The sequence below is a fragment of the Streptococcus parasalivarius genome (assembly GCF_054785155.1).
Window position 1 is genome coordinate 23,958 of record NZ_BAABOB010000011.1, and the last position, 24,559, is coordinate 48,516.

Below are 24,559 nucleotides of genomic sequence, written 5' to 3' on the forward strand. Positions count from 1 at the left end.
TATCTTTTGATTTTCTATTAGTCTAGCATTCAGAAAACAAAAAATCAGATAGGAAATCCTATCTGACACTTTTCTATCTAGCTTCTTTACCAATCGTAAAGACGGCCAAGGTATCTGGTCCGACGTGGGTAGAGATGACTGGCCCAAGTGGCATAATGAGAACTTGCTCAATGCCGTCAACTGCTAACAATTGTTCTTTTAGATTCTCCGCCGCTTCAATATCATTGGCATAAGCAACAATCGCTGTGCTATGTCCAATATCCTGAGTAGCTTGCAGCACCATTTCTTTAATGGCTTTTTTACGTCCACGGATTTTAGCCAAAGGAACCAACTTGCCTGAAGCATCTAACCAAAGGAGAGGTTTAATATTAATCAAACTACCAATAATAGCTGAGCTCTTTGAGAGACGTCCCCCACGCATGAGATGGTAGAGATCATCAACTAAGAAATAAGTCCGTAAACGTGGCAGAATGTCCTCAATCATGGCTTTCGTTTCAGATAAGCTCTTACCTTGGTCACGAGCTTCTGCCGCCAAAATAGAGAGATAGCCTTCTCCACCTGCTGCTGCTCGGGTATCTATAATTTCAATAACAGCCTCTGGATATTCATCCAAAATCATGTCACGCGCCATAACAGCACTTTGATAAGTACCTGAAAGCACTGATGAAAAGGCAATATAAAGAAGGGCATCACCATTTTGGGCGTGACGACGAAAAACCTCTTCAAATTGACCAACATTCACCTGGCTTGTGGTAGGCTGACTGCCTTCTTGCATACGTTCCAAGAGACGGTCACTCGTTAAACGGTTAGGACCAACGGTTTCATAGGCAATATCATCAAGCGTAATGGTCAAACCAACGAGCTCTACCTTATTCTCCTGAGCCCATTTTTCATCTAGATCTGCTGTAGAATCTGTCAAAATGTTAAATGTCATATGTCCCTCTATTCTATTTCATTTAAAAGGTCCTGTAATTTCCCTAATTGTGCATCGTCCCATGGACGTAGTTTTGGTGTCTTTAAGTCAATATGTGCCGACATCTTGTCTAAGTCAGACTTAACAGTATTGACACGCTCTTCCAACTCACGCGCCGAAACACGCAAAGCTCCTTGTGAAAAGATAGCCCACTGTTCATTTAAGTCACTAGTTGCTACTTCAACTAAATTTTGAACAGTATTCATCTCAGCCGCTGCGCGCTCAATATAGCTATCTGCTGTCTCATCTTCCTCAGTAAAAATAACACTGATACGATACTGATCATAACGCTGACGGCTCCCTGGAACAAACTGAGCATCAAACACACAGATAATATCAATATGTTCAAAGTTAGCATAATGATTGAGCTTACGAAGCAATGTTTCACGAGCTTCATCAAGCTGATTGGTCTTAAAGAGTTGACGGGTTTCTTGCCAAAAGGCAATCATATTATAACCATCAACTAGAAGTATTCTTTTTTTCATAGTTACAATCGGTTTCGATAAACTTCATACATGAGAACTGCTGCTGCCACACTGGCATTAAGGCTCTGCACATGACCACTCATGGGTATAGTAATCATCTCATCCACTTGTTTCTTGATGTTAGCAGAGATTCCCTTACCTTCATTACCAATGATAAGGGCAACCTTTCCAGCTGTATTCCATTTATGAGATGGGGTCCCATCCATATCCGTTCCAAACACCCAGAAGCCTGCTTCTTTAAGCTTATCAAGAGTTTGGCTAAGATTAGTCACTCGGGCAATGGGAATATGCTCCACGGCCCCTGTTGATGTCTTGGCAACGACAGGTGTTACCCCCACAGCACGATGCTTAGGAATAATAACTCCTGTCACCTGAGTAGCATCAGCTGTACGTAGGATAGAACCAAAGTTATGAGGGTCGTTAAGTCCATCTAAAATGAGGACTAGAGGATTCTCCTCTTGTTCAGCCTTATCCATAATAACTGAGAGCTCAGAATAAGCGAACTCTGACACACGAAGAACAAAACCTTGATGCACAGCCCCACCTGTCATATCAGACAAGGTTTTCTTAGGTGTCCAAGAGATGGAAACCTTCTTTTCAGCTGCCAAGGCCTTAATGGCATCAACATTTTTCCCTCGAAGATCATCTTGAATATAGAGTTTATTACCAGTATTTGCTTCTAGACTCTCTGTTACGGCGTGCACACCATAAACAATGTCTAGACTTGATTCTTTAGTTGTTTTCATAAGCTAATTTTATCATAAAAAAAGCCCTCTTACGAGGGCAAAGCATGTTAAATAAATGTAATTGCTGCTAAATAAAGCACCAGGAGAACTAGAACAACAGTTGCAGCAGCCAAAGCTTGCTTACCAATTGTATCTGGATCTGAGATTGATTCTGCAATCTTTCTCGCAGCTTGAGTAATGGTTTTACCTGCCGCTTGGAAGATATCAATTGAACCTGTGCTTGTTGAATTAATTCCAGAAATCGCTGAAGACCAACCACTCAAAACCTCAGCAATTTGTTCTGCTAATTGCTGTGTTAACGCTCTAGTTGTCTCAGCCAACTCATTAACAGCCGTAGCTTGTATATGATTGGCGGTCTCAGTATAGTTATTTGCACTGGTATTATAAGTAACCGGTACAGTCGTTGTTGTCGTTGATGAATACTGATTCCTACGGTAACTATCAGGTGTCACTGGACGTTCGCCTTCATTGAAGACGCTAAAAGTCTGTGTCAGGTAATGAATATTGTTATTCGTATCAATCAACTCAAAGGTCATTTTATGAATACCAGTCGTTTGTTCTGCCAAATGGTAGGCACTCAAACCAGCATTGACCTCATCCAGAGTTCCTTCAACAAAGTAACTATGATGAATTTGTTTACCATCAAGGACTAGATTAAGCCCCTTAATCTTCTTACCTTCCATCTTGTTAACATCAAAATTGACGTTAAAGATTTCACCACGTGCTAAATAAAGAATGTCTGTATTCCCTGTAACAGCAGGTTGATCTTCAAGAAGCGCTCCAGTACTGTCTCGTTTTGGAACAACGGTGTAAACTTCAGAAGTGATTGGAGTCGCTAAGATTTCTGAGATGAGTCCATCCGTAAAGGTTACCTCTGACGAATAGGTCAAACTCTCACTTTGCAACATAGAAACCACTTCAGAAGTTTCAAAGACCTCAGAAGTTGACGATGAATCTTTCCAACCAATCGTGAGGACAGTTAAGCTATCTTCTGAATTATTATTTAACTGACTCGTTTCTGGAGCCGTAGATGCAAGAGAGCTAGCAGTGCTTGCAGACTCAGAAGCGACTTCAGAAGTTGCAATAGCTTGGCTAGTAGGAGTCGCACTTACAGATGTCGTATGAGAATCCAGTGAAGAATACTCTGATTTTTCAATAACTGCATGTGTATTTCCAGCAAGTTCAGATGTGTATAGTGTGCTTTCACTCTTATACATTGAAGTCACAGCTTGAGACTCTGCAGTCGCTGTAGCCTCACGAGACTTATCATAAGTAAGCACAATATTCGGTTTTGCTTGTTCAGAATCAGATGTTGAGTTTGCATCTCCTCGTTCAGACGCCGCTACTGATCGATTCTCACCAAAAGCTTGGGCACGAGCCTCTTCTGAATGAGGTGTAGCCGTAGAAATACTAGACTCCACGATATCAACTTGAGAATGCACCTCAAGAAGCCCCTCATCTGTCTCACTTGAAGAGACAACCATCAGTGACGTTGAGGTCACTACTGAACTTACTTGACTCGCTGGCTCTGCCTTAGCTCCTACTGAAGAAAAATCAGCCTGAGGAGCAACTGGAGCCGGTGCCTCACTATTAACATAATCTATTTTAGCTTCATCAGGTTTTACCTGAACCTCATCTGCTTTACCTGTTTGAAGCGTAAAGCTAGATAAAATCAAAGCAGCAAAAGTTGTATAGAAAACTTTTTTCTTAGCTATTTCCATTCACCTCCTCATTTTTAGATGGCCTCATTTACTAATATTATAGACTTTTTTTTTACTTTCTGTCAAATTAGTTTTATTAAAAAAGCTATAATATCGGGGTTTTACACGTGTCAGATATCCCTTAACTTTCTCATTTTCAAGATGCTAAATATTAGTTTCATCTTATTTTTTATTGTCAAATCGCTGAATTACTTTGATTATCAAACAATCTAAATTTTGAAGCTTCAACTAATTGTCACAATTTTTATAGCCTTTAAATAACAAAAAATCCTGCTCTCGGCAGAATTTTTAGATTTCTTTTTCAACTTCGTCAATACACCAAGTAATTAGTTCCTCTAAGCGAGCAATATCCTCGGTCATATGAAGATAGCCCATGACTGCTTCGAAGCCTGTTGACATTTTATAGGTAATAACATCTGTATTTTTAGCCTTGGTATGGCTATTGGCATTACGACCTCGTTTATAGATATCTAGCTCTTTTTCAGTCAAAAGCTCTTGTTCTAGCATTTTTTCAATGAGACTAGCCTGGGCCTTAGCTGAAACATAGCGTGTGGCTAGACGGTGCAATTGATTCGGCTTGGTCTGACCTTGAAAAATCAGGTGACGGCGAATGTACAAGGAATAAACAGCATCTCCCTCAAAAGCGAGAGCAATACCATTAATAAGGTTGACATCAAGGTGTTTAGTCACGTGTCCACCTCACACCATCCTTGGTATCAAGAAGTTTGATACCTTGAGCAGCTAACTCATCGCGAATGCGGTCTGCTGTCGCAAAGTCTTTGTTGGCACGCGCTGCTTGACGCTCTTCAATGAGTTTTTCGATATCTTCATCAAGGACTTCTTCTTCGAAAACAATACCGAAGACTTGGAGCATTTTTTCAAAAGCATCCTTAACGTTTTGGTCATAATTGCCTGAATTAATCCATTTGGCCATGTCAAACAGAACAGTCACACCATTCGCTGTATTAAAGTCATCATCCATTGCTGTCTGGAAGGCGTCAAGATAAATTTGCAACTCATCTTGATTCACCTGATCTGTCAAGGGAAGACTGTGGGTGTTTTTCAAATACTTAAGATTGACTTCAGCATCATGAATAGCTTTTTCAGTAAAGTTAATTGGCTTACGGTACTGTTGTGTCGCTAGGAAGAAGCGAAGCACTTGACCATCAACTGTCTTAAGCATATCATGGACAGTCACAAAGTTACCTAAGGATTTTGACATTTTCTCATTGTCCACATTGACAAAACCGTTGTGCATCCAGTAATTAGCGAAGGTCTTACCAGTCTTGGCTTCTGATTGTGCGATTTCATTAGTATGGTGTGGGAACTCAAGGTCCGCACCTCCACCATGGATGTCGATAGTATCCCCAAGGATTTCAGTCGCCATAACAGAACATTCGATGTGCCAACCTGGACGTCCAGGTCCCCAAGGGCTTTCCCAAGAAACCTCTCCTTCTTTGGCAGCCTTCCAAAGGGCAAAATCCAGAGGATTTTCCTTACGAGCAGTTTCGGCATCCGTACGTCCGCTCGCACCAATTTCAAGATCTTCCAAGGTCTTGTTGGCTAATTTAGCATAATTATTTGACTTAGCTACTCGGAAGTATACATCACCTTCAGCAACATAAGCAAAACCTTTATCAATCAAGGTTGACACAAATGCAATGATTTCATCCATGTAGTTAATAACACGAGGATTTTGTGTCGCTGGTTTTATTCCAAGTTGTGCGGTATCTTCCATGAAGGCTGCGATAAAATTGTCCGATAATTCTTTAGTCGAAATTCCGGCTTCATTGGCTGCCTTGATAATCTTATCATCTACATCTGTAAAGTTAGAAATGTAGTTAACAGTGTAACCTCGATACTCAAAATAACGACGAATGGTATCAAAAGCTACTGTTGAACGGGCATTTCCGATATGAATATAATTGTAAACTGTTGGTCCGCAGACATACATATTGACAATATTTTCTGTCAACGGTACAAAATCACGAAGCGAACGCGTCATCGTATCATAAATTTTTATCACTAGAGATTCCTTTCGATTAACTGGAAACTATTTTTTATCCCTGAAATGGTTTAAGTATAAACACAAGAGTATCACAAGAATGATAATCCCCATGGCCGCAACTAGCTGGCCTTGAGCCAAAAGAGACATAGCTGAAACGAAGCTCCCAACTATATAAAAGACCAAAAAAGGATTACTTTTGAACAATTTTTTCATAATTCAAGTCTCACTTGTGACGTTGCTTGTAGACAAGACCAGCCCACAAAAGGGAGATACAAAACCACAAAGCAGCCATGCTATAATCCCCTCTGTGTAAAGCAATGTAAACAAGAACAAGAGGACCTACAACCGTCAGTCGAGTCACCTTTGTACTAAAAAGTTTCATCATTTTCTTTCCTTATAGATGTGATGAGTGGAAGCTAGCCGCTTTTAGGAGATCTTCCAACTTTTCGCTATAGTATTCACGTCCCTCTTCGATATCATGGATAACTTCTTCATCCTTTTTACCGTGAACACGTACGACCTTAGCAGGGACACCAACTACCGTAACATCTTCTGGGACATCGGCAACAACCACAGCTGCTGCACCTACCTTAGCATTTTTTCCAATCTCAATAGGACCTATGACCTGAGCATGGGCTGAAACCAAAGCACCTTCACGAACAGTTGGGTGACGTTTTCCGACATCTTTACCAGTACCACCTAAAGTGACACCGTGGTAAAGCATAGCACCCTTCTCCACAACAGCTGTCTCACCAATGACAAGGCCTGAGCCATGGTCAATGAAAACACCTTCAGCAATCTGAGCCCCTGGGTGAATCTCGATTTGAGTCCAGAAGCGCCAAAACTGACTATGCATGCGCGCTAAGAGTCGACAATGGTGGCGCCAGAGAAAATGTGAGATACGATGAGCAGCCAAGGCTTTTAATCCAGGGTAGGTTAAAAGAACCTCCAGACTCGTCCGAGCTGCTGGGTCATTTTTCTTTACTATATCAATACTTTCTTTCCACCAACCCATTTAGGTCACTCCTTACATCATTATTGCTATTATTGTTTGTTGTGGCCCTATTATTTCTTTAAAGTGGAAAGCTGTAAACACTAGGTCTACTCGCTATCCCCCTCAAAATAAGACCAATCGACTAACTCAGGTTGCTCGTCAAACGGATTGATGACAATACCTTGAACCTTATCCAACTCATTTTCACCTGTTGAAGGCTGGTAAATTTCTGACAGTGGCCATTGTAAAATCGTCCCTTTAGCCTTACGGAAAGGTAGGCCAAAAGTTTCGTTACCGTACCATTTTGCAAAGCTCGTTAAGTTCGTAAACACAGGCACATAACTCTGTCCCTCTGCATTCGACATAGTCGCAAAGAAACGGTCATCCTGACCATCTTCCTCGCGTTTGTGAATGAAGGCTGGAACAAGATAAATCTTATCTTTGGAATCTGCCTTTTGATTTTCCTCACCCAAAAGGTTATTGAGCGTCTGAGTGAAATAGTTGATAAACTGGATAAGTTCACTGCTTGCAAACAGAGTGGTGTTTGAGAAGTCACCATCCTCTTTTAAATTGAAAGCAAGACCAAAAAGTTCTGCCTGAACCAGTTGTGTTAGGATATCCAAGCTTGAACGTTTTATCCAAGTTTGTTCTCGAGCACTCTCTTGAGTAGCTTTGAAAGATTGTAAGTCCTGTTCACTAGTGAAGACAGGAACAACCTCCTTGCCTTCCACTTCAACTGCGTAGAGGTCTTGGGCAGCCAAGACAGGAGTACGTTGTAGGTGATTAACCAAAGCCAGACTGGTCAAAAAGTGGTCTGGTTCCTTTAAAAATTCTTTCAGAGTTTCATCAAAAGCTTGCAATTCTTGATTTTCTGTCATTCTTCTATCTGTTCTTTCGTTTCTGATTTATCAGGATTTTTCGGTGCTTCACCATTTTCATTATGGTGGCGTGGTTTGTGATGAGAACGACGGCGGTGACGATGCTCTCCTTTATTTTCCCCGTCCTCAATCTTTTCAGGCTTAGAAAGCAAGGTCTTGATTGAGGCATCGATACGTCCTTTTTCATCGATTTTGATAATTTTAACAGTTACCATATCCCCAACCTTAACCACATCTTCGACACGCTCAGTGCGTTCCCAAGCTAGTTCTGAGATGTGGACGAGAGCATCCGTCTTATTGAAGAGGTGGACAAAGGCACCGAACTTTTCAATACGCACAACTGGTACAGTGTAAACCTCTCCAACCTTAGCTTCACGTACAAGATCAGAGATGATAGCTTTAGCATGGTTAATGGCATCCTGATCACTAGAGAAAATCTGAACAAGACCTTCTTCATCGATATCGATAGTGACACCAGTCTCAGCGATAATCTCGTCAATCGTTTCGCCACCTTTACCGATGACAACCTTAATCTTGTCAACAGGAATCTGAATACTGTCAATCTTAGGCGCTGTTGGTGCCAATTCTGGACGTGGCTCAGCGATTGCTGACTCAATAACGTCAAGAATCTCAAAACGAGCTACCTTGGCTTGAGCCAAAGCCTCTTCGAGAATGGCAGGTGTAATACCTGAAATCTTAATATCCATCTGAAGAGCTGTAATTCCTTGACGTGTACCAGCTACTTTAAAGTCCATATCTCCAAAATGGTCTTCTAAACCTTGAATATCAGTTAGGACAGTGTAGTTAGTACCATCTGAGATAAGCCCCATGGCTATCCCTGCAACAGGCGCCTTAATAGGTACACCACCAGCCATAAGAGCCAAGGTTCCTGCACAAATAGAGGCTTGTGAGGAAGAACCATTTGACTCCAAGACTTCTGCTACCAAACGGATAGCATAAGGGAACTCTTCAACACTTGGAAGAACCTGAGCAAGGGCACGTTCACCTAGGGCTCCGTGACCTATTTCACGTCGACCTGGTGCACCGTAACGCCCTGTTTCACCCACTGAATACTGAGGGAAATTATAGTGGTGAAGGAAACGTTTCTTATACTCTGGATCCAAACCATCAACAAGTTGTGTATCACTCATAGGTGCTAAAGTCAAAACTGACAAGGCTTGAGTTTGTCCACGTGTAAAGAGACCTGAACCATGAACCTTAGGAAGAAAGTCAATCTCTGCGTCCAAAGGACGGATTTCATCCACACGACGACCATCTGGACGAACCTTATCCTCGGTAATGAGACGGCGTACTTCAGCATGTTCCATCTGCTCAAGGATTTCTGCTACATCACGCAGAATGGTTTCCTTATCTTCATCTTCTGCAAAGCGTTCTTGATAAGAAGTAAGGACCTCTTCTTTAACAGCCTGGGTTGCTGCTTCACGCTCTAATTTTTCTTCCACCTGAATAGCCTTAGCTAACTGATCATAATAAGCTGTTTCAATTTCAGCCTTCAAATCAGCATCGACTTGGAGCAGTTCAACCTCAGCCTTCTCCTTACCAACAGCCGCAACAATGTAATTTTGGAAATCAACCAACTCTTGAATAGCTTCATGTCCCTTCAAGAGTGCTTGCAACATAATATCCTCAGACAATTCCTGAGCACCCGACTCTACCATATTGATAGCTTCCTTGGTACCTGCCACTGTCAAGTCTAAAAGTGAGATTTCCTTATCCGCTGCACTTGGGTTGATGATGAAATCTTCTGCGGCATAGGCCACTTGAACCCCAGCAATCGGACCATTGAAAGGAATGTCAGAAATAGAAAGAGCTAAAGAGCTACCAAACATAGCTGCCATCGGAGCACTAGCATTCCCATCATAAGAGAGGACGGTGTTAATGACTTGAACTTCGTTACGGAAGCCTTCCGCAAACATAGGACGAATAGGACGGTCAATAAGGCGAGCAGTCAACGTGGCATCTGTTGAAGGACGACCCTCACGCTTGTTAAAGCCCCCCGGAAACTTACCAGCTGCATACATTTTTTCCTCATAATTAACCTGTAAAGGAAAGAAATCTGCAGTTGCCATCTTTTTAGACATAACAGCTGTTGATAATACCGTTGTATCTCCATAACGCACGACGACAGCACCATTAGCCTGCTTGGCTACCTGCCCAACTTCAACGACAAGCGGGCGTCCTGCAAAGGTCATCTCAAAAGTTTGTTTAGCCATGTTTGATCCCTCTTTTTATCCATGACCAGCCCTTATAAAAACGAACCGGTCAACTTTATGTCATTCATTTGATATAACTTTCATTTTACCATAATATAGTCAAAAATGGCAGAGCTCCGGCATAAGTTAGTAGCTAAGATTCCCTTTCTCTCAGATATTTAAGTCGTTTTGTGATATAATAAACACTTATGAGAGACAAAGGAATGACTATGAAAAAATTACAACACATCATTATGATTGCCTTAATCTTACTAGGCCTAGTAACACCTGCTCTAGCACAAGAACAGACAGATGACTTCAATGTTTCCGCTAAACATGCGATTGCTATCGAAGCAACTACAGGAAAAGTCCTCTATGAAAAGGACGCCACTACCCCTGATGGTGTGGCTTCAATGACTAAAATCCTAACAGCCTACATGGTCTATAAAGCAGTTGACCAAGGAAAAATTACCTGGGACACTGAAGTAGATATTTCAGACTATCCTTTCAACTTAACCGTTGATTCAGAAGTTTCAAATGTCCCACTGGATTCCCGAAAATACACTGTTAAACAACTCCTAGATGCCACCCTCATTTCCAGCGCTAACAGTGCTGCTATTGCTCTGGCTGAAAAAATCTCAGGATCAGAGAGTGCCTTCGTTGACACTACGACAGCCCAACTAAAAGAATGGGGCATTACAGATGCTAAATTATATAACGCTTCTGGTCTAAATAATAAATATCTTGGGGATAACCGCTATCCTGGCTCAAAACCAGATGACGAGAATACGATGAGCGCCCTAGATGTTGCAATTATTGCGGACCACCTCATCAAAGACTATCCTCAGGTACTTGAAATCACCAAGCAAACCGAAACTGACTTCGAAGGTGACAACAAATTAACGACGCACAACTACATGTTGGAGGGGCAAGACAACTACCGTGAAGGCGTTGATGGACTCAAGACTGGAACAACCGAACTTGCAGGGGCATCCTTTGTAGCCCACTCCAATGAAAATGGCATGAGTTTGATTACAGTTGTTATGAATGCGGACAATGGCGGAGAGGATGAAGCTGCTCGATTCACAGCCACAAATGAGTTGCTAGATTATGTGACTCAAAACTGGGAAATCAAAACCCTCAACACCAAGGGACAAATCATCAAGAAAAATGATATTAAGGTAGCCGATGGAGACAGGCAAACCATCTCTGCTAAGCTCGAGTCAGACCTTACAGTCATTCAAAAAATAAACAGCAAAAATGATGCTGTTAAAATCAAAGCAAAAACCATAACAGCACCTATCAAAAAAGGTGACACTATTGGAATAGCAACCTTTGATGATAAGGATCTCGTAGGAACAGGTTACATCTCTGATCCGCCTCAAATTTCGGTAACAGCCAACCAATCTATCAAGAAAAGTTTCTTCTTAAAAGTTTGGTGGAACCATATCGTTAATTTCTTTACAGGAAATAAGTAAACACAAAACTACCTTTTAGATATCAAAAGGTAGTTTTATCTTGCCTTCAAAATTAGTCCTGTTAGTAAATGCCCCTTCTCTACACCTTATGTTCCTCTCAAAATGTGGTATAATAAATATCCAAAACACATGAAGGAACAAACCATGAAAAAACTGATTACGCTTATGATGACCTTCTTACTCTGTCTGGGAAGCGTAGCCCCTGCTTTTGCAGCAGATAAGAAAAAAGGATATGATGCCGCAGCCAAACATGCCATCGCTGTCGAAGCTACTACTGGCAAAATTTTATACGAAAAAGATGCAACCACTTCTACAGGGATTGGCTCTATTACCAAGCTCCTAACAGCCTATATGGTTTATAAAGCGGTAGATCAGGGAGACCTCAAATGGAACAGCAAAGTTGACATTTCTGACTACCCATTTGAACTAACTGTCAGTGCCGGAGTATCTAATATTCCACTAGACGCCCGCAAATACACTGTCAAACAACTTCTTGACGCAACTCTTATTTCCAGTGCCAACAGTGCATCTATTGCTCTAGCAGAGGAAATCGGAGGAACCGAAAGTAAGTTTGTCGACATGATGAAAGCCCAACTTAAAGATTGGGGTATCACTGATGCCAAGATTGTCAATGCCTCTGGTCTCAATAATTCTTACTTAGGTGACAATATCTATCCAGGCTCTAAATCAGACGAAGAAAATACCATGAGTGCTAAAGATGTTGCTATCATTGCACAACACGTGGTGAAAGAATACCCTGAAATCCTCGATATCACTAAAAAAACTGAGGCTGATTTTGATGGTGTTAACAAACTTAAAACCTTCAACTATATGCTTAAGGGACAACCTAGTTACCGTAAAGGGGTGGATGGCCTAAAAACGGGAACCACTGATTTAGCCGGTGCTTCCTTCGTGGCCCACTCAAATGAAAGTGGTATGAGCATTATTACAGTCATTTTGAATGCTGATAATACCGATACTGATGACTACGCCCGTTTTACTGCAACCAATGACCTACTTAATTACGTGGTCTATCATTGGGAAAGTAAGACCATTGCCAAAAAAGGACAAGCCATCGGTAAAAGTCAAGCCCATGTTATTGATGGTAAATCTAAGCAAGTCACTGCTGTCGCTAAGTCTGACTTTAATATCATCCAAAAAATAGATGCTAACAATAGTAAACACATTAAAGTCACTACAAATCAAGTCCAAGCCCCCGTCAACTCAAGTAACAAGGTTGGAACGGCTACCTTTGAAGATAAGTCACTTGTAGGAGAAGGTTACTTGCCTAACCAAGGTATGCCTAGCATGGAGCTGGTTGCTGGTAAAGAAGTTAAGAAAAGCTTCTTCCTCAAGGTCTGGTGGAATCACTTTGTCAACTTTGTCAACGAAAAACTCTAATCATTACAGTCGAGCTTTGCTCGGCTTTTTCTTTTACCCCAACTTTACAGAAAGATTGACTCTATCTTGACTCCTATTGACACAACAAAAAGACAAACTACACCTGTAATCTGTCTTTTTGTTTGATTTTTACACTACTGTAAAGGTTAATTTATCTTTCGAGCAGCCGATCTTAAGGGTTTGTCCACTAACTACTTGCCCACCTAGTAAGAGCTCAGATAACTTATCCTCCACCTGAGTTTGAATCGTGCGACGTAATGGACGAGCACCCATCTCAACATCATAGCCATCTTTAGCTAAATGCTTGAGGGCAGCTGGTTGGAATTTCAAGTCAATCCCTTTTTCAGCCAAAGCTGATACCAACGGTTTTACCATAATCTTGACAATCTCACGAAGCTGCTCTTCCTCTAGACTATGGAAGACAACCTTTTCATCAATACGGTTGATAAACTCTGGTCGGTAGGCCTTCTTAAGTTCTTCCATGATACGTGACTGCATAGCTTGGTGATTATGAGAAATGTCTTGGACTCCAAAACCAACGGTCTTATCATCACGAAGAGCAGTCGCTCCCAAGTTCGAAGTCATAATGATAATGGTATTCGAGAAGTCAACTTTACGACCTCGACTATCCGTCAAGACACCGTCATCCAAAACCTGTAAGAGAATATTGAAAATATCTGGGTGAGCCTTTTCCACCTCGTCAAAGAGAAGAACTGAGTAAGGCTTATTACGAACTTTTTCTGTTAACTCACCGCCCTCATCGTATCCAACATAACCTGGAGGAGCACCGTTAAGTCGGCTAGCCGCAAATTTTTCCATGTATTCTGACATGTCAAAGCGAAGCAAAGCTGACTCATCATCAAAGAGAACTTCCGCCAATGCCTTGGCCAATTCTGTCTTACCAACACCAGTAGGTCCAAGGAACATGAAGGAACCAATAGGACGTTTTCCAGTACGAATACCTGACTGGTTACGACGAATAGCACGACTAATCGCTGAAACTGCTTCGTCTTGACCAATAACACGTTTGTGAAGCTCTGCTTCCAGATTCAAATAACGCTTGCTATCTGCCTGAGTCATCTTCTCAACAGGAATACCTGATAGACGACTAAGGGTTTGCATAATCTGATCCGCATCTACCAAGGCAGGTTTTGGTAATTTTGCTTTTTGGCTAGCCTTATATTGTTTAACAGCAGACTTCATATCACCAGATAGAAGCGCTTCATCCAAAGGCGTTATCTCACGTTTGGCTTCTTTTTTAATACGACCTTGAACAGTTGCACTCGCTTCATCTAAAAGGTCAATGGCAGAGTCAGGCAAGTTTTTACTCGTCAAATAACGATGCGCCGCCTTGACCGCTGTCTCAACCGCTTCATCAGTAATCGTTACACGATGATAGTCTTCATAAGACGAACGTAGGCCTTTTAGAATATCAATCGCCTCAGCTACACTTGGCTCCTCAATTGTAATCTTAGCAAAACGACGAGAAAGAGCTGCATCTTTTTCAATATGCTTCTGGTACTCAGCTTGAGTTGTTGCTCCAACCATATGAAGAGTTCCACGTGCTAGAGCAGGTTTCAAAATATTAGCCGCATCCAAGGTACTATCAATACCTGAACCAGAACCAATAATCGTATGCAATTCGTCAATAAAGAGAATGATTTTTCCATCAGCTTCAATCTCATCAATGATTTGATTCATACGTTCTTCGAAATCACCACGGAAACGTGTTCCTGCAACCACACTCATCATATCAAGCTCTAAGATACGCATATCAGCCAGCTCAAAAGGTACTTCGCCTGAAGCAATACGCTGTGCCAAGCCAAGCGCAAGTGCTGTCTTACCAACACCTGCTTCACCTACAAGAACTGGGTTATTCTTCGTTTTACGACTCAAAACCTGAATCATGCGTGAAATCTCTTTCTCACGTCCAATAACAGGATCAAGAGCACCTGACTCGGCTACTGCCGTTAAGTCCTTGGTATAATCTGCCAACTCCCCAGTAGAAGATTGAGGAGGCTGCATCATATTAGCAAAATTTCCTGATGTCTTTGATTTTTTAGGCTTACGAAGGTCATGAATGGCCTTCAAATCTTGCTTACTAAGACCTGCATAACGCTCCAAAGAACGTCGTAAATCGATAATACGAGGCTTATCGCTGTCATCCTTATATTGAAAACCAGCAACTTCAAGGAGACGACAAACCATCAAATCCTTATGAAGGAGAAAGGCCATCAATACATGTTCAGACCCTACCTCTACAGCACCAGTCACACCAGCAATTCCCTCTGCCTCTTGCAACATAGCCTCTAAAGCATGTGACTGTGCACGTAAATCGATAAAATCTGATTCAGACAAGTCTTTTGGACTTTTCTCCATCGCTAGTACAGCTGCTGTCTCAATCTCTTCCGCACGAATACGGTCCTCAAAATCAGTAAATGTTAGGTAGGCTACAGATCCTGGAACCTCAACCATAGCCAGAAGCACATGCCAAGTCTCCAGAAAAGGACTTCCAAAACGCTCTGCCTCAAGCTGCGCACGATGGAAAATAGCCTGCATTTTTCTTGAATATGTCGTCATCTAATTTCCTTTTCTATCCAATCTAAGTAATAGCGAGCGTAGAATACGCGAACGAATAGCAGCCGCATCTGCGCCTAAAATATCATCACTTGCAGTTGCTAAAATCAAATTTCCCTCACGTTCTGTGATGATTTTTTCATCAAAAAGCAACTGGATCAAGTCTGTAAATACCTGCTCGCTGAGCTGATCCGCTAAGTTCTGAAGCAAATCATTAATCATGTGGTGCTTATCAGAGAATCTGACTTTGACGATACGAATATAACCGCCACCTCCACGCTTACTCTCAACAATATAACCACGACTTTCTGTAAAACGAGTCTTAATAACATAGTTAATCTGACTCGGTACAACTTGAAAAGTATCTGCTAAGTTCGAGCGTTGAATCTCAGCAATTCCAGACTGGCCCAGCAATTCTTTAATATATTCTTCTATACTATCTGATGTATTTCTTGCCATCTTAATTCCTCCAGTCTAATTTGACTATAACTGACTATTATTATACCAAAAATGTCAGCACATGGGAAACTATACCTTCAAAAAGCTTTTTAAAGTTGTCATTAGAGACCATATAAGATACAATAAATAAGACTAAAATATTAGGTAACTTTAAGTGTTTGATACACTTTGACAGGCTGAGCCCCACCTAATCCAACAAGTACTTTTTAACACTTTCGCAGTAGTATTAGTCTTATCACTCTTGATAAAGCTCTTGTGACTTTTAGTCTTTATTTTATTTCTCTATGAAAGGTTACTCATGAAATACATCATTGCACTCTTAATCTCTATGATTCCCTTGGTTGAGCTCCGTGGAGCCGTTCCTGTTGCTATCGCCTCAGGTATCCCTTGGTGGCAGGCCCTCGTTCTTTGTGTGATTGGGAACATGCTTCCTGTTCCAATTATTTTCTTCTTCGCCCGCCGTGTTCTCGAATGGGGGGCAGACAAACCTCTAATTGGTGGCTTCTTTACCTGGTGTCTTAAAAAAGGTCACAGTGGTGGCCAAAAACTTGAAAAAGCTGCCGGAGATAAGGGGGTCTTCTGGGCCCTCCTCCTTTTTGTGGGAATTCCACTTCCAGGAACAGGAGCCTGGACTGGTACCCTAGCAGCATCTATCCTAGATTGGGACTTTAAACGTAGTGTTATTGCCGTTATGCTGGGGGTTATCCTTGCAGGTATCATCATGGGAACACTCTCTCTTCTACTTGGTGTAAATACCTTCGCTCATTAATTACTTTGTTAACGTCTGGGGCATGCTCAGACGTTTTTTAATAGCAACAAAAAAGAAGCTACGATTCATTTACGTAACTTCTTTCTTTTTATCTAGCAACTAGAATTAGTTGTTAAGGGCTGCTGCCATTGTAGCTGCAACTTCTGATTCAAAGTCGTTAGATGCTTTTTCGATACCTTCACCAACTTCAAAGCGAACGAATTCTACTACTGAAGCGTTTACTGATTCAAGGTAAGCTTCAACTGTTTTGCTGTCGTCCATGATGTAAACTTGAGCAAGAAGAGTGTAAGCTTGGTCAACCTTAGTGTTGTCAAGCAAGAAGCGGTCCATTTTACCTGGGATGATTTTATCCCAGATTTTTTCTGGTTTACCTTCAGCAGCCAACTCAGCTTTGATATCTTCTTCAGCTTGAGCAAGAACAGCATCAGTCAATTGAGCTTTAGAACCATATTTAAGGTGTGGAAGAGCTGGTTTGTTAACCATTGCACGGCTTTCGTTATCTTGATCGATAGCGTGGTTAAGTTGTGCCAATTCATCTTTAACAAATTGTTCGTCCAATTCAGTGTATGAAAGAACAGTTGGTTTCATCGCTGCGATGTGCATTGAGATTTGTTTTGCAAGAGCATCATCTCCACCTTCGATAACTGAAACAACACCGATACGTCCACCGTTGTGTTGGTAAGCTCCGAAGTGTTGTGCATCAGTTTTCTCAACAACTGCAAAACGACGGAATGAGATTTTTTCGCCGATAGTAGCTGTAGCAGTTACGTATGCAGCTTCAAGAGTTTCACCTGAAGGCATAGTCAATGCAAGTGCTTCTTCGTTGTTAGCTGGTTTACCTTCAGCAATTACTTTAGCTGTTTCGTTTACCAACTCAACGAATTGAGCGTTCTTCGCAACGAAGTCAGTTTCAGCGTTAACTTCAACAACTGCTGCAACGTTACCGTTAACGTAAACACCAGTCAAACCTTCAGCTGCAACACGGTCAGCTTTCTTAGCTGCTTTAGCCATACCTTTTTCGCGAAGCAATTCAATCGCTTTTTCGATATCACCTTCAACTTCAACCAATGCTTTTTTAGCGTCCATGACACCAGCACCAGATTTTTCACGCAATTCTTTAACAAGTTTAGCTGTAATTTCTGCCATTTTGTTTTTCTCCAAATTTATTTTATCAAACTAAGGGGCAGGGCTGAGCCCCGCCCCTTAGGTGTTTGTCGTATCTTAAGTGGGCATATAGCCCTAACCAATCTTAAAGATTAGTTGTTGTCACCTTCGACAACTTCAACGATTTCTTCGATTGAATCAGCTGCAGCTGCTTCTTGGAAATCTGCAGAAGCATCTTCACCTTGGTTACCTTCGATGATAGCATCAGCCATTTTTGAAGTGATCAATTTAACGGCACGGATAGCGTCATCGTTAGCTGGGATGATTACATCGATCTCATCTGGATCAGCGTTTGTATCAACCATCGCTACAACTGGGATACCAAGTTTTTTAGCTTCTTTAACAGCGATTTGTTCTTTGTGTGGGTCAACGATGTAGATTACATCTGGAATGCGAGGCATATCTTCGATACCACCCAAGAATTTTTCAAGACGTGCACGTTGTTTGTTAAGAAGTGCAACTTCTTTCTTAGGAAGAACTTCGAAAGTTCCGTCAGCTTCCATTTGTTTGATTTCTTTCAAACGAGCGATACGTTTTTGGATAGTATCCCAGTTTGTAAGAGTACCACCCAACCAACGGTGGTTGATGTAGTATTGACCAGCACGAGTTGCTTCTTCAGCTACTGCTTCAGCTGCTTGTTTTTTAGTACCAACGAACAAGATTACTGCATCGTTAGCTGCTGCTTCACGAACGAATTCGTAAGCTGTATCAGCCATTTTTACAGTTTGTTGCAAGTCAATAACGTGGATGCCGTTACGTTCTGTGAAGATGTACTTAGCCATCTTAGGATTCCAGCGACGAGTTTGGTGACCAAAGTGAACACCAGCCTCAAGAAGTTGTTTCATTGAAATTACTGCCATGAGTATTTCTCCTTAAAAATTGTTTTTTCCTCTTCTAAGCTTTAGACTTGCAGTCCCACCCTGCGGCAACAAGACCACAATCGGCTTAGAATGAGTATTTGTCACTTTACGCAACTATAATAGTTTATCAAAAAAAGTGACATTTGACAAGCTCTAAAACCAGTCTGACCATTAGAAAAATCCCCCTCTCATTAAAATTGCAATCGTTTTCTTTGAGGTTGATGAGTATTTCGTTTATAATTAGGCTATCAAAAATAGAGGAGGACATTATTTTGTCATTAGTCGGAAAAGAAATTATTGAATTTTCAGCACAGGCTTATCACAACGGGGAATTCATTACTGTTACAGATGAAGATGTTAAAGGTAAATGGGCGGTCTTCTGCTTCTATCCTGCAGATTTTTCATTTGTCTGCCCAACTGAACTCGGTGACCTTCAAGAACAATATGAAGCTCTTAAATCTCTTGGTGTAGAGGTTTACTCTGTCTCTACCGATACTCACTTTGTTCACAAAGCTTGGCATGATGACTCAGATGTTGTTGGAACTATTACTTATCCTATGATTGGGGATCCTTCACATCACATCTCACAAGGTTTTGATGTTCTTGGACAAGATGGTCTCGCACAACGTGGTACATTCATTATTGATCCAGATGGTGTTATCCAAATGATGGAAATTAACGCTGATGGTATTGGACGCGATGCAAGTACTCTTGTTGATAAAGTCCGTGCTGCTCAGTATATTCGTCAACATCCAGGTGAAGTTTGTCCAGCCAAATGGAAAGAAGGAGCTGAAACACTTACTCCTAGCTTAGATCTTGTAGGTAAAATTTAACAACCAGGGGGTATCCATGGTCTTAGATAAAGAAATCAAGACACAATTAGCGCAGTATTTAAATTTACTAGAATCTGATATTGTATTACAAACGGATTTAGGAGATGATGATAATTCTCGTAAAGTGAAAGAATTTCTAGACGAGATTGTCGCTATGTCTGACCGTATTAGTCTTGAATCAACACATTTAAAACGTCAACCTAGTTTTGGTATTGCACAAAAAGGGCAAAAAAGTCGTGTTATTTTCTCAGGCTTACCAATGGGCCACGAATTCACATCTTTCATTTTAGCTCTCTTGCAAGTTTCTGGTCGTCCACCTAAAGTTGATGAGGATATTATCGAACGTATCAAGAAGATTGATAAAACCATCGATTTAGAAACTTATGTTTCACTAACCTGTCACAATTGTCCAGACGTTGTTCAAGCCTTTAATATAATGGCTGTTTTAAACCCCAATATCACCCACACCATGATTGAAGGTGGTATGTATCAAGATGAGGTCAAAGCCAAAGGTATCATGTCTGTTCCTACGGTTTACAAAGACCAAGAAGAATTTACGTCTGGTCGTGCAACCATTGAACAGCTTGTAGAAAAATTGGACGGCCCACTTGATGCTGAGGCTTTCGCTGATAAAGGTGTCTATGATGTCTTGGTTATTGGTGGTGGTCCTGCTGGAAACAGTGCTGCAATTTACGCTGCTCGTAAAGGGCTTAAAACTGGGCTTTTAGCAGAAACCTTTGGTGGACAAGTTATCGAGACAGTCGGCATTGAGAACATGATTGGTACGCTATATACAGAAGGTCCTAAGTTAATGGCCCAAGTTGAAGAGCATACAAAATCTTACAATGTTGATATCATCAAAAGTCAATTAGTTACTGGCATTGAGAAGAAAGAACTTATTGAAGTCACACTAGCTAACGGTGCCGTTCTACAGGCTAAAACTGCTATCCTAGCACTAGGAGCCAAATGGCGTAATATCAACGTTCCTGGTGAAGATGAATTCCGCAATAAAGGGGTTACTTACTGTCCACACTGCGATGGTCCTCTATTTGAAGGAAAAAATGTTGCTGTTATCGGTGGTGGTAACTCAGGTTTGGAAGCTGCTTTGGATTTAGCGGGTATTACTAAACACGTTACAGTCTTAGAGTTCTTGCCTGAATTAAAGGCAGATCAAGTCTTACAAGAACGAGCTGCTAAAACTGATAATCTAACCATTCTTAAGAACGTTGCAACCAAAGAAATTCTTGGTCAAGATCATGTGACTGGTTTGAGTTACGTTGAGCGTGATACAAACGAAGAAAAACATCTTGATCTTGAAGGGGTCTTTGTTCAAATTGGTCTTGTACCAAGTACTGCTTGGCTCAAAGACAGTGGTATTGAACTCAATGAACGCCAAGAAATTATCGTTGATAAATTTGGTTCAACAAATATCCCTGGTATTTTTGCCGCAGGTGACTGTACTGACAGCGCCTACAAACAAATCATTATTTCCATGGGATCTGGTGCTACAGCTGCTATCGGAGCCTTTGATTACTTGATTAGACAATAATCAAAACATACGTGTTAGTAATCTATCTACAACAATTACAAGAAACATAAAGAGGTTGAATGTCTTTCAGCCTCTTTATATTTCTCGTAAATAGGTAGTTTGAACAATCAACCAGCCAATTTGATGAAAGAGACTTGACGAATCTTTGTTTTTTCGATAGAATGGTATCTGTTATGGCGGTATAGCCAAGTGGTAAGGCACGGCTCTGCAAAAGCTTGATCGTCGGTTCAAATCCGTCTACCGCCTTCATAATACGAGGACACCTTAGGGTGTCTTTTTTCATTGTTGCATATAAAAATACCCGAAGCTAGATACCTCGGGTATTCGTTATTCTTATTTAATCGCTTCAACCAAAGCCTCTGCTTGAGTCTGAAGGCTTTCAAGAACTTCTGCTGTTGCTACGAATTTTCCATCCACCCAGGCTGTATCATTTACACGTGTCGCTGTAAAATCACCAACCACTTGGGTACGGATAAATGGTAACAATTCTTTGTAGACATCAAAAAGTTGATTGTGACCACCATTAGCAACTGATGATACGGTTACAATCTTATCTTGAAGAGCTGATAGTCCTGAAGGATCTGATAGGTCAAGGGCGCGGCTCAACCAGTCAAGCAAATTTTTCACTGGCCCAGGAATTGAGAAATTATAAACCGGTGAGAAAATCCAGATTGCATCTGCTGCCAAGACCTGCTCTCGAACTTCTGCCAAAACAGGAAGAACCGGATTTTCTAAATCCTGATTAAAAACAGGTACTTGACTATAGTCAAGATAAGAAACATTAGCTTTATCAGCTAGCATTTTCTCAGCTTCTTCTGCTAATTGGTGGTTAAATGATCCCTTACGAAGAGACCCAACGATAAATAGAATGTTTTTCATGATACATTTCCTTTGTATTTCTAACAATTAATAATTAATACTACATAGTAATATATGCGATTTCATTAGAAAGATAAAGAAATATGCTCAGACATTCTTAAATTTTTTCAGTAGCTCTACCAACTGTGCCTGCTCTTCAGGTGTCAGAACGGAAAAAGTCTCCTCAATAGCTCGCTGATGTGGGGGGATTGCTGCTTGAATAATACGACGTCCCTCATCCGTCAAATCAACCTCGAAAGCACGCTTATCTGTTTGGCAGGCTTCTCGCGTCAGCCAGCCTTTTTTCTCCATATTTTTAATGACGACAGTCATATTACCGGAGGTAGCAAGCATGCGATCAATTAATTCGCCAATCTTCATACGTCCTTTGGCATTTAGTACGTCCATGACCCCAAATTGAGTTGGTGTCAAATTAAATTCTTTAAAGGTCTCAGAAACCTTGGCATCGATGGTACGAAAAGCCTTACGCATAACTACCATACTTTTTACAGCCATATTTTTATCTAAGTCGCTCATTTCTAGTCCTTTCCAAATAGATGCTGTTTTTATTACTCTACCACAGTTTTTCTAAAAGTGGTATATGAAAATGAAAAAATAAGAAAAAAGAGTCCTTAGATATCTAACCAATACCTCAGAACTCTTTCATTTCTAACTATTACGATTCCAAAAAAGGGCTAATAAGATAACAGCACCTAGCACCGAAGGGACTATAGCAGTATCTGCTAACATCGGTCCCCAATTTCCAAAAAGAAGCTGACCAACAAAAGCACCTAGCCATCCAACAAAGGTCTTGCCAATACAGCCCATACGTTCACCCCTATTTGATATAGCAGAAGCAATAAGGCCAATTAGAAAACCAACTATCATACTTCCAATCATGATAAATTCTCCATCATACTTAGATTACCCAATCCCCATTTCGGAAGATTGGTACACGACTACCATCTTGGCGGATACCATCAATATCCATTTGATTTGAACCAATCATAAAATCTACGTGTACATCAGAACGATTAAGACCAGCTTCCTTAAGCTCCTCTTCTGTCATGTCTGCCCCTCCCTCAACACTGGTAGCATAGGCTGCTCCAATAGCTAGGTGGTTGGATGCATTCTCATCAAAAAGAGTGTTAAAGAAAGTGATTCCTGACTGTGAAATAGGACTTGGATCTGGTACCAAAGCACATTCACCTAGAGCACGCGCCCCATTATTGTTGAAGACGAGATTCTTCATCACCTCATCGCCCTGGTCCGCTGTGATATCTACAATTTCACCGTCTTTGAAGGTTACCTTGATTCCCTCAATAATATTGCCATTGTAACTTAGAGGCTTTGTACTTGAGACATAGCCATCTGCACGACGAAAATCTGGTGCCGTAAAGACTTCTTCTGTTGGCATATTAGGAAGGAAACCTTCACCTTGCGCATTGATGGCACCTGCAGACTCCCAAACGTGATTTTTAGGCAACCCTAGAGTCAAATCTGTTCCAGGTGCTTGGTAATGCAAGGCTGAGAATTGTGCCTCATTGAGTAGGCATGCCTTAGCATCCAAACGATCAGCATGTTCCTTCCAGGCACGTACAGGATCCTCTTCATAAACACGACAGGTCTTGAAAATTTGGTCCCAAAGTAAATCTACAGCTTCCTCATCACTCGAAGCATCGGGAAAGACCTTCTTAGCCCATTCCTTACCAGCTGCAGCAGCTACAGTCCAACTAACCTTATTAGACTGAGTTGCCACCTGCATAGGTTTAAAGGCCACTCCAGTAGCTTTAGCATGGGCAGATAAACGTTCAGGAGCTACACCATTAAGGGCACCTGGATCTGATGAACGAACACCTAAGCGACTTGCCTTTTTGTCCAACAAATATTCCATCTCAGCTTTTTTATAGGCAGGAACCTCTTCGATGCGGTCCATATCAGCATGCAAGAAGCGCTCGCGATTAATAATATCATCTGACCATTGAACGATTACCTCAGCTGCTCCTAAAGCATAGGCTTCTTTTACTAAGAGGTGAGCTAGCTCTGCTTGTTCTACATCAATGCTCAAGGCCACTGTGTGACCAGGTTGCACATTAATCCCATTAGCAACCAGTAATTTAGCATATTTCTCAAGATTTTCTTTAAAATTTGGTAAAACCATGATTAACTCCTTGAAACTATAATTTTCTATCAGTATACCATAAGACGAAGAAAAAGGTTTCTTCTCAGCTTTGGCTTTTCAGCATCACATGCAGACCCCTAAATCATAACCACCCGTCTAACGGGTGGTTTGATCAAGGGCTATAAGCCCATAATACCAGCCAGCGCCTAAAGACGCTGGCTTTCACTTTGTTCAAGTCTTATTGCTTTTGACTCGTCACAAGCCTCTCAAAGAGGCATTCGCATTACTTACCATTATCCCTGAAGGGATTTTCATATTCTTTTACGCTTAATTTGTCCAAAGCGATATCATGCTTCTCTTGTTCCTGAATATATTTCTTAATTGTGGCTTCATTAAGTCCTACCGTACTTACATAATAACCTTCTGCCCAAAAATGTCTGTTACCAAATTTATATTTTAAATTGGCGTGTT

23 protein-coding genes and 1 tRNA gene are annotated in these 24,559 nt (G+C 41.2%); 6 read left to right on the plus strand and 18 right to left on the minus strand.

Annotation, left to right across the window (positions count from 1 at the left end; genetic code table 11):
* Positions 1-73 precede the first annotated feature (73 nt).
* The 9 genes from ACYVQ1_RS09710 to pnp form a co-directional block, all read right to left on the minus strand.
* The gene (locus ACYVQ1_RS09710; RefSeq protein WP_270282655.1) at positions 74-934 is read right to left on the minus strand and encodes a DegV family protein; all 861 of its coding nucleotides are present in this window, start codon (positions 932-934) and stop codon (positions 74-76) included.
* Positions 935-942: 8 nt separating this feature from the next.
* Entirely contained in the window at positions 943-1,458 is a 516-nt protein-coding gene (locus ACYVQ1_RS09715; protein ID WP_002889631.1) for an NYN domain-containing protein, read from the minus strand.
* Positions 1,459-1,460: 2 nt separating this feature from the next.
* Positions 1,461-2,204, minus strand: a complete 744-nt coding sequence (gene rlmB, locus ACYVQ1_RS09720; RefSeq protein ID WP_002886369.1) for a 23S rRNA (guanosine(2251)-2'-O)-methyltransferase RlmB — start codon at positions 2,202-2,204, stop codon at positions 1,461-1,463.
* Between the two features lie 47 nt (positions 2,205-2,251).
* Positions 2,252-3,925 carry a hypothetical protein gene (locus tag ACYVQ1_RS09725; protein ID WP_461250524.1) on the minus strand — a complete coding sequence of 558 codons (1,674 nt, stop codon included), beginning with the start codon at positions 3,923-3,925 and terminating at the stop codon, positions 2,252-2,254.
* 288 nt (positions 3,926-4,213) lie between these two features.
* Entirely contained in the window at positions 4,214-4,615 is a 402-nt protein-coding gene (locus tag ACYVQ1_RS09730) for a Mini-ribonuclease 3 (protein ID WP_461250525.1), read from the minus strand.
* Entirely contained in the window at positions 4,608-5,951 is a 1,344-nt protein-coding gene (gene cysS / locus ACYVQ1_RS09735) for a cysteine--tRNA ligase (protein ID WP_461250526.1), read from the minus strand. The genes ACYVQ1_RS09730 and cysS overlap by 8 nt, the downstream gene beginning before the upstream one ends.
* Before the next feature lie 376 nt (positions 5,952-6,327).
* Entirely contained in the window at positions 6,328-6,948 is a 621-nt protein-coding gene (cysE, locus tag ACYVQ1_RS09740; RefSeq protein ID WP_461250527.1) for a serine O-acetyltransferase, read from the minus strand.
* A gap of 86 nt (positions 6,949-7,034) precedes the next feature.
* A complete protein-coding gene (locus ACYVQ1_RS09745; RefSeq protein WP_461250528.1) occupies positions 7,035-7,805 on the minus strand; it encodes an SseB family protein in 771 nt (256 codons plus the stop codon).
* Positions 7,802-10,039: a polyribonucleotide nucleotidyltransferase gene (gene pnp / locus ACYVQ1_RS09750; RefSeq protein WP_461250529.1), complete on the minus strand. Its 2,238-nt coding sequence runs from the start codon at positions 10,037-10,039 to the stop codon at positions 7,802-7,804. The genes ACYVQ1_RS09745 and pnp overlap by 4 nt, the downstream gene beginning before the upstream one ends.
* Before the next feature lie 209 nt (positions 10,040-10,248).
* Between pnp and pbp3 (ACYVQ1_RS09755) the strand changes: the two genes are divergently transcribed.
* Both pbp3 (ACYVQ1_RS09755) and pbp3 (ACYVQ1_RS09760) read left to right on the plus strand, forming a co-directional pair.
* Positions 10,249-11,496, plus strand: a complete 1,248-nt coding sequence (gene pbp3, locus ACYVQ1_RS09755) for a D-alanyl-D-alanine carboxypeptidase PBP3 (protein WP_461250530.1) — start codon at positions 10,249-10,251, stop codon at positions 11,494-11,496.
* 144 nt (positions 11,497-11,640) lie between these two features.
* Positions 11,641-12,897, plus strand: coding sequence for a D-alanyl-D-alanine carboxypeptidase PBP3 (pbp3, locus tag ACYVQ1_RS09760; protein WP_270537501.1), 1,257 nt, complete (start codon positions 11,641-11,643; stop codon positions 12,895-12,897).
* A gap of 129 nt (positions 12,898-13,026) precedes the next feature.
* On the opposite strand, the gene ACYVQ1_RS09765 is transcribed toward pbp3 (ACYVQ1_RS09760), so the two are convergent.
* Both ACYVQ1_RS09765 and ACYVQ1_RS09770 read right to left on the minus strand, forming a co-directional pair.
* Positions 13,027-15,477, minus strand: coding sequence for an ATP-dependent Clp protease ATP-binding subunit (locus ACYVQ1_RS09765; RefSeq protein ID WP_461250531.1), 2,451 nt, complete (start codon positions 15,475-15,477; stop codon positions 13,027-13,029).
* Positions 15,478-15,933 carry a CtsR family transcriptional regulator gene (locus tag ACYVQ1_RS09770; RefSeq protein ID WP_002889615.1) on the minus strand — a complete coding sequence of 152 codons (456 nt, stop codon included), beginning with the start codon at positions 15,931-15,933 and terminating at the stop codon, positions 15,478-15,480. It abuts the gene before it with no gap.
* A 298-nt stretch (positions 15,934-16,231) separates the two neighbouring features.
* Here ACYVQ1_RS09770 and ACYVQ1_RS09775 point away from each other — a divergent pair, with 298 nt between their 5' ends.
* On the plus strand, positions 16,232-16,702 hold the full coding sequence (locus ACYVQ1_RS09775; protein ID WP_461250532.1) for a COG2426 family protein: 471 nt from the start codon (positions 16,232-16,234) through the stop codon (positions 16,700-16,702).
* A gap of 105 nt (positions 16,703-16,807) precedes the next feature.
* On the opposite strand, the gene tsf is transcribed toward ACYVQ1_RS09775, so the two are convergent.
* Together tsf and rpsB are read right to left on the minus strand one after the other, a co-directional pair.
* Complete coding sequence (gene tsf / locus ACYVQ1_RS09780) at positions 16,808-17,848, minus strand: translation elongation factor Ts (RefSeq protein WP_002886343.1); 1,041 nt, start codon at positions 17,846-17,848, stop codon at positions 16,808-16,810.
* A gap of 110 nt (positions 17,849-17,958) precedes the next feature.
* Positions 17,959-18,726, minus strand: a complete 768-nt coding sequence (gene rpsB, locus ACYVQ1_RS09785) for a 30S ribosomal protein S2 (RefSeq protein WP_002886342.1) — start codon at positions 18,724-18,726, stop codon at positions 17,959-17,961.
* Between the two features lie 272 nt (positions 18,727-18,998).
* On the opposite strand from rpsB, the gene ahpC reads away from it, so the two are divergent.
* From ahpC to ACYVQ1_RS09800, 3 genes are all read left to right on the plus strand, one after another.
* Positions 18,999-19,559, plus strand: a complete 561-nt coding sequence (gene ahpC, locus ACYVQ1_RS09790) for an alkyl hydroperoxide reductase subunit C (protein WP_037599758.1) — start codon at positions 18,999-19,001, stop codon at positions 19,557-19,559.
* Between the two features lie 16 nt (positions 19,560-19,575).
* Positions 19,576-21,108 (plus strand): alkyl hydroperoxide reductase subunit F, encoded by a 1,533-nt coding sequence (gene ahpF, locus ACYVQ1_RS09795; protein ID WP_461250533.1) that lies wholly within the window; start codon positions 19,576-19,578, stop codon positions 21,106-21,108.
* 175 nt (positions 21,109-21,283) lie between these two features.
* A tRNA-Cys gene (locus ACYVQ1_RS09800) sits at positions 21,284-21,354 on the plus strand.
* A gap of 87 nt (positions 21,355-21,441) precedes the next feature.
* On the opposite strand, the gene ACYVQ1_RS09805 is transcribed toward ACYVQ1_RS09800, so the two are convergent.
* The 5 genes from ACYVQ1_RS09805 to ACYVQ1_RS09825 all read right to left on the minus strand — a co-directional run.
* Positions 21,442-21,987, minus strand: coding sequence for an NAD(P)H-dependent oxidoreductase (locus ACYVQ1_RS09805; RefSeq protein WP_461250534.1), 546 nt, complete (start codon positions 21,985-21,987; stop codon positions 21,442-21,444).
* A gap of 87 nt (positions 21,988-22,074) precedes the next feature.
* Positions 22,075-22,503 (minus strand): MarR family winged helix-turn-helix transcriptional regulator, encoded by a 429-nt coding sequence (locus ACYVQ1_RS09810; RefSeq protein ID WP_002886332.1) that lies wholly within the window; start codon positions 22,501-22,503, stop codon positions 22,075-22,077.
* Positions 22,504-22,635: 132 nt separating this feature from the next.
* On the minus strand, positions 22,636-22,866 hold the full coding sequence (locus tag ACYVQ1_RS09815; RefSeq protein WP_002889604.1) for a GlsB/YeaQ/YmgE family stress response membrane protein: 231 nt from the start codon (positions 22,864-22,866) through the stop codon (positions 22,636-22,638).
* Positions 22,867-22,885: 19 nt separating this feature from the next.
* A complete protein-coding gene (locus ACYVQ1_RS09820) occupies positions 22,886-24,127 on the minus strand; it encodes an aminopeptidase (protein ID WP_461250535.1) in 1,242 nt (413 codons plus the stop codon).
* Between the two features lie 244 nt (positions 24,128-24,371).
* A partial coding sequence (locus ACYVQ1_RS09825; RefSeq protein ID WP_461258415.1) for a transposase occupies positions 24,372-24,559 on the minus strand: 188 nt, incomplete at its 5' end.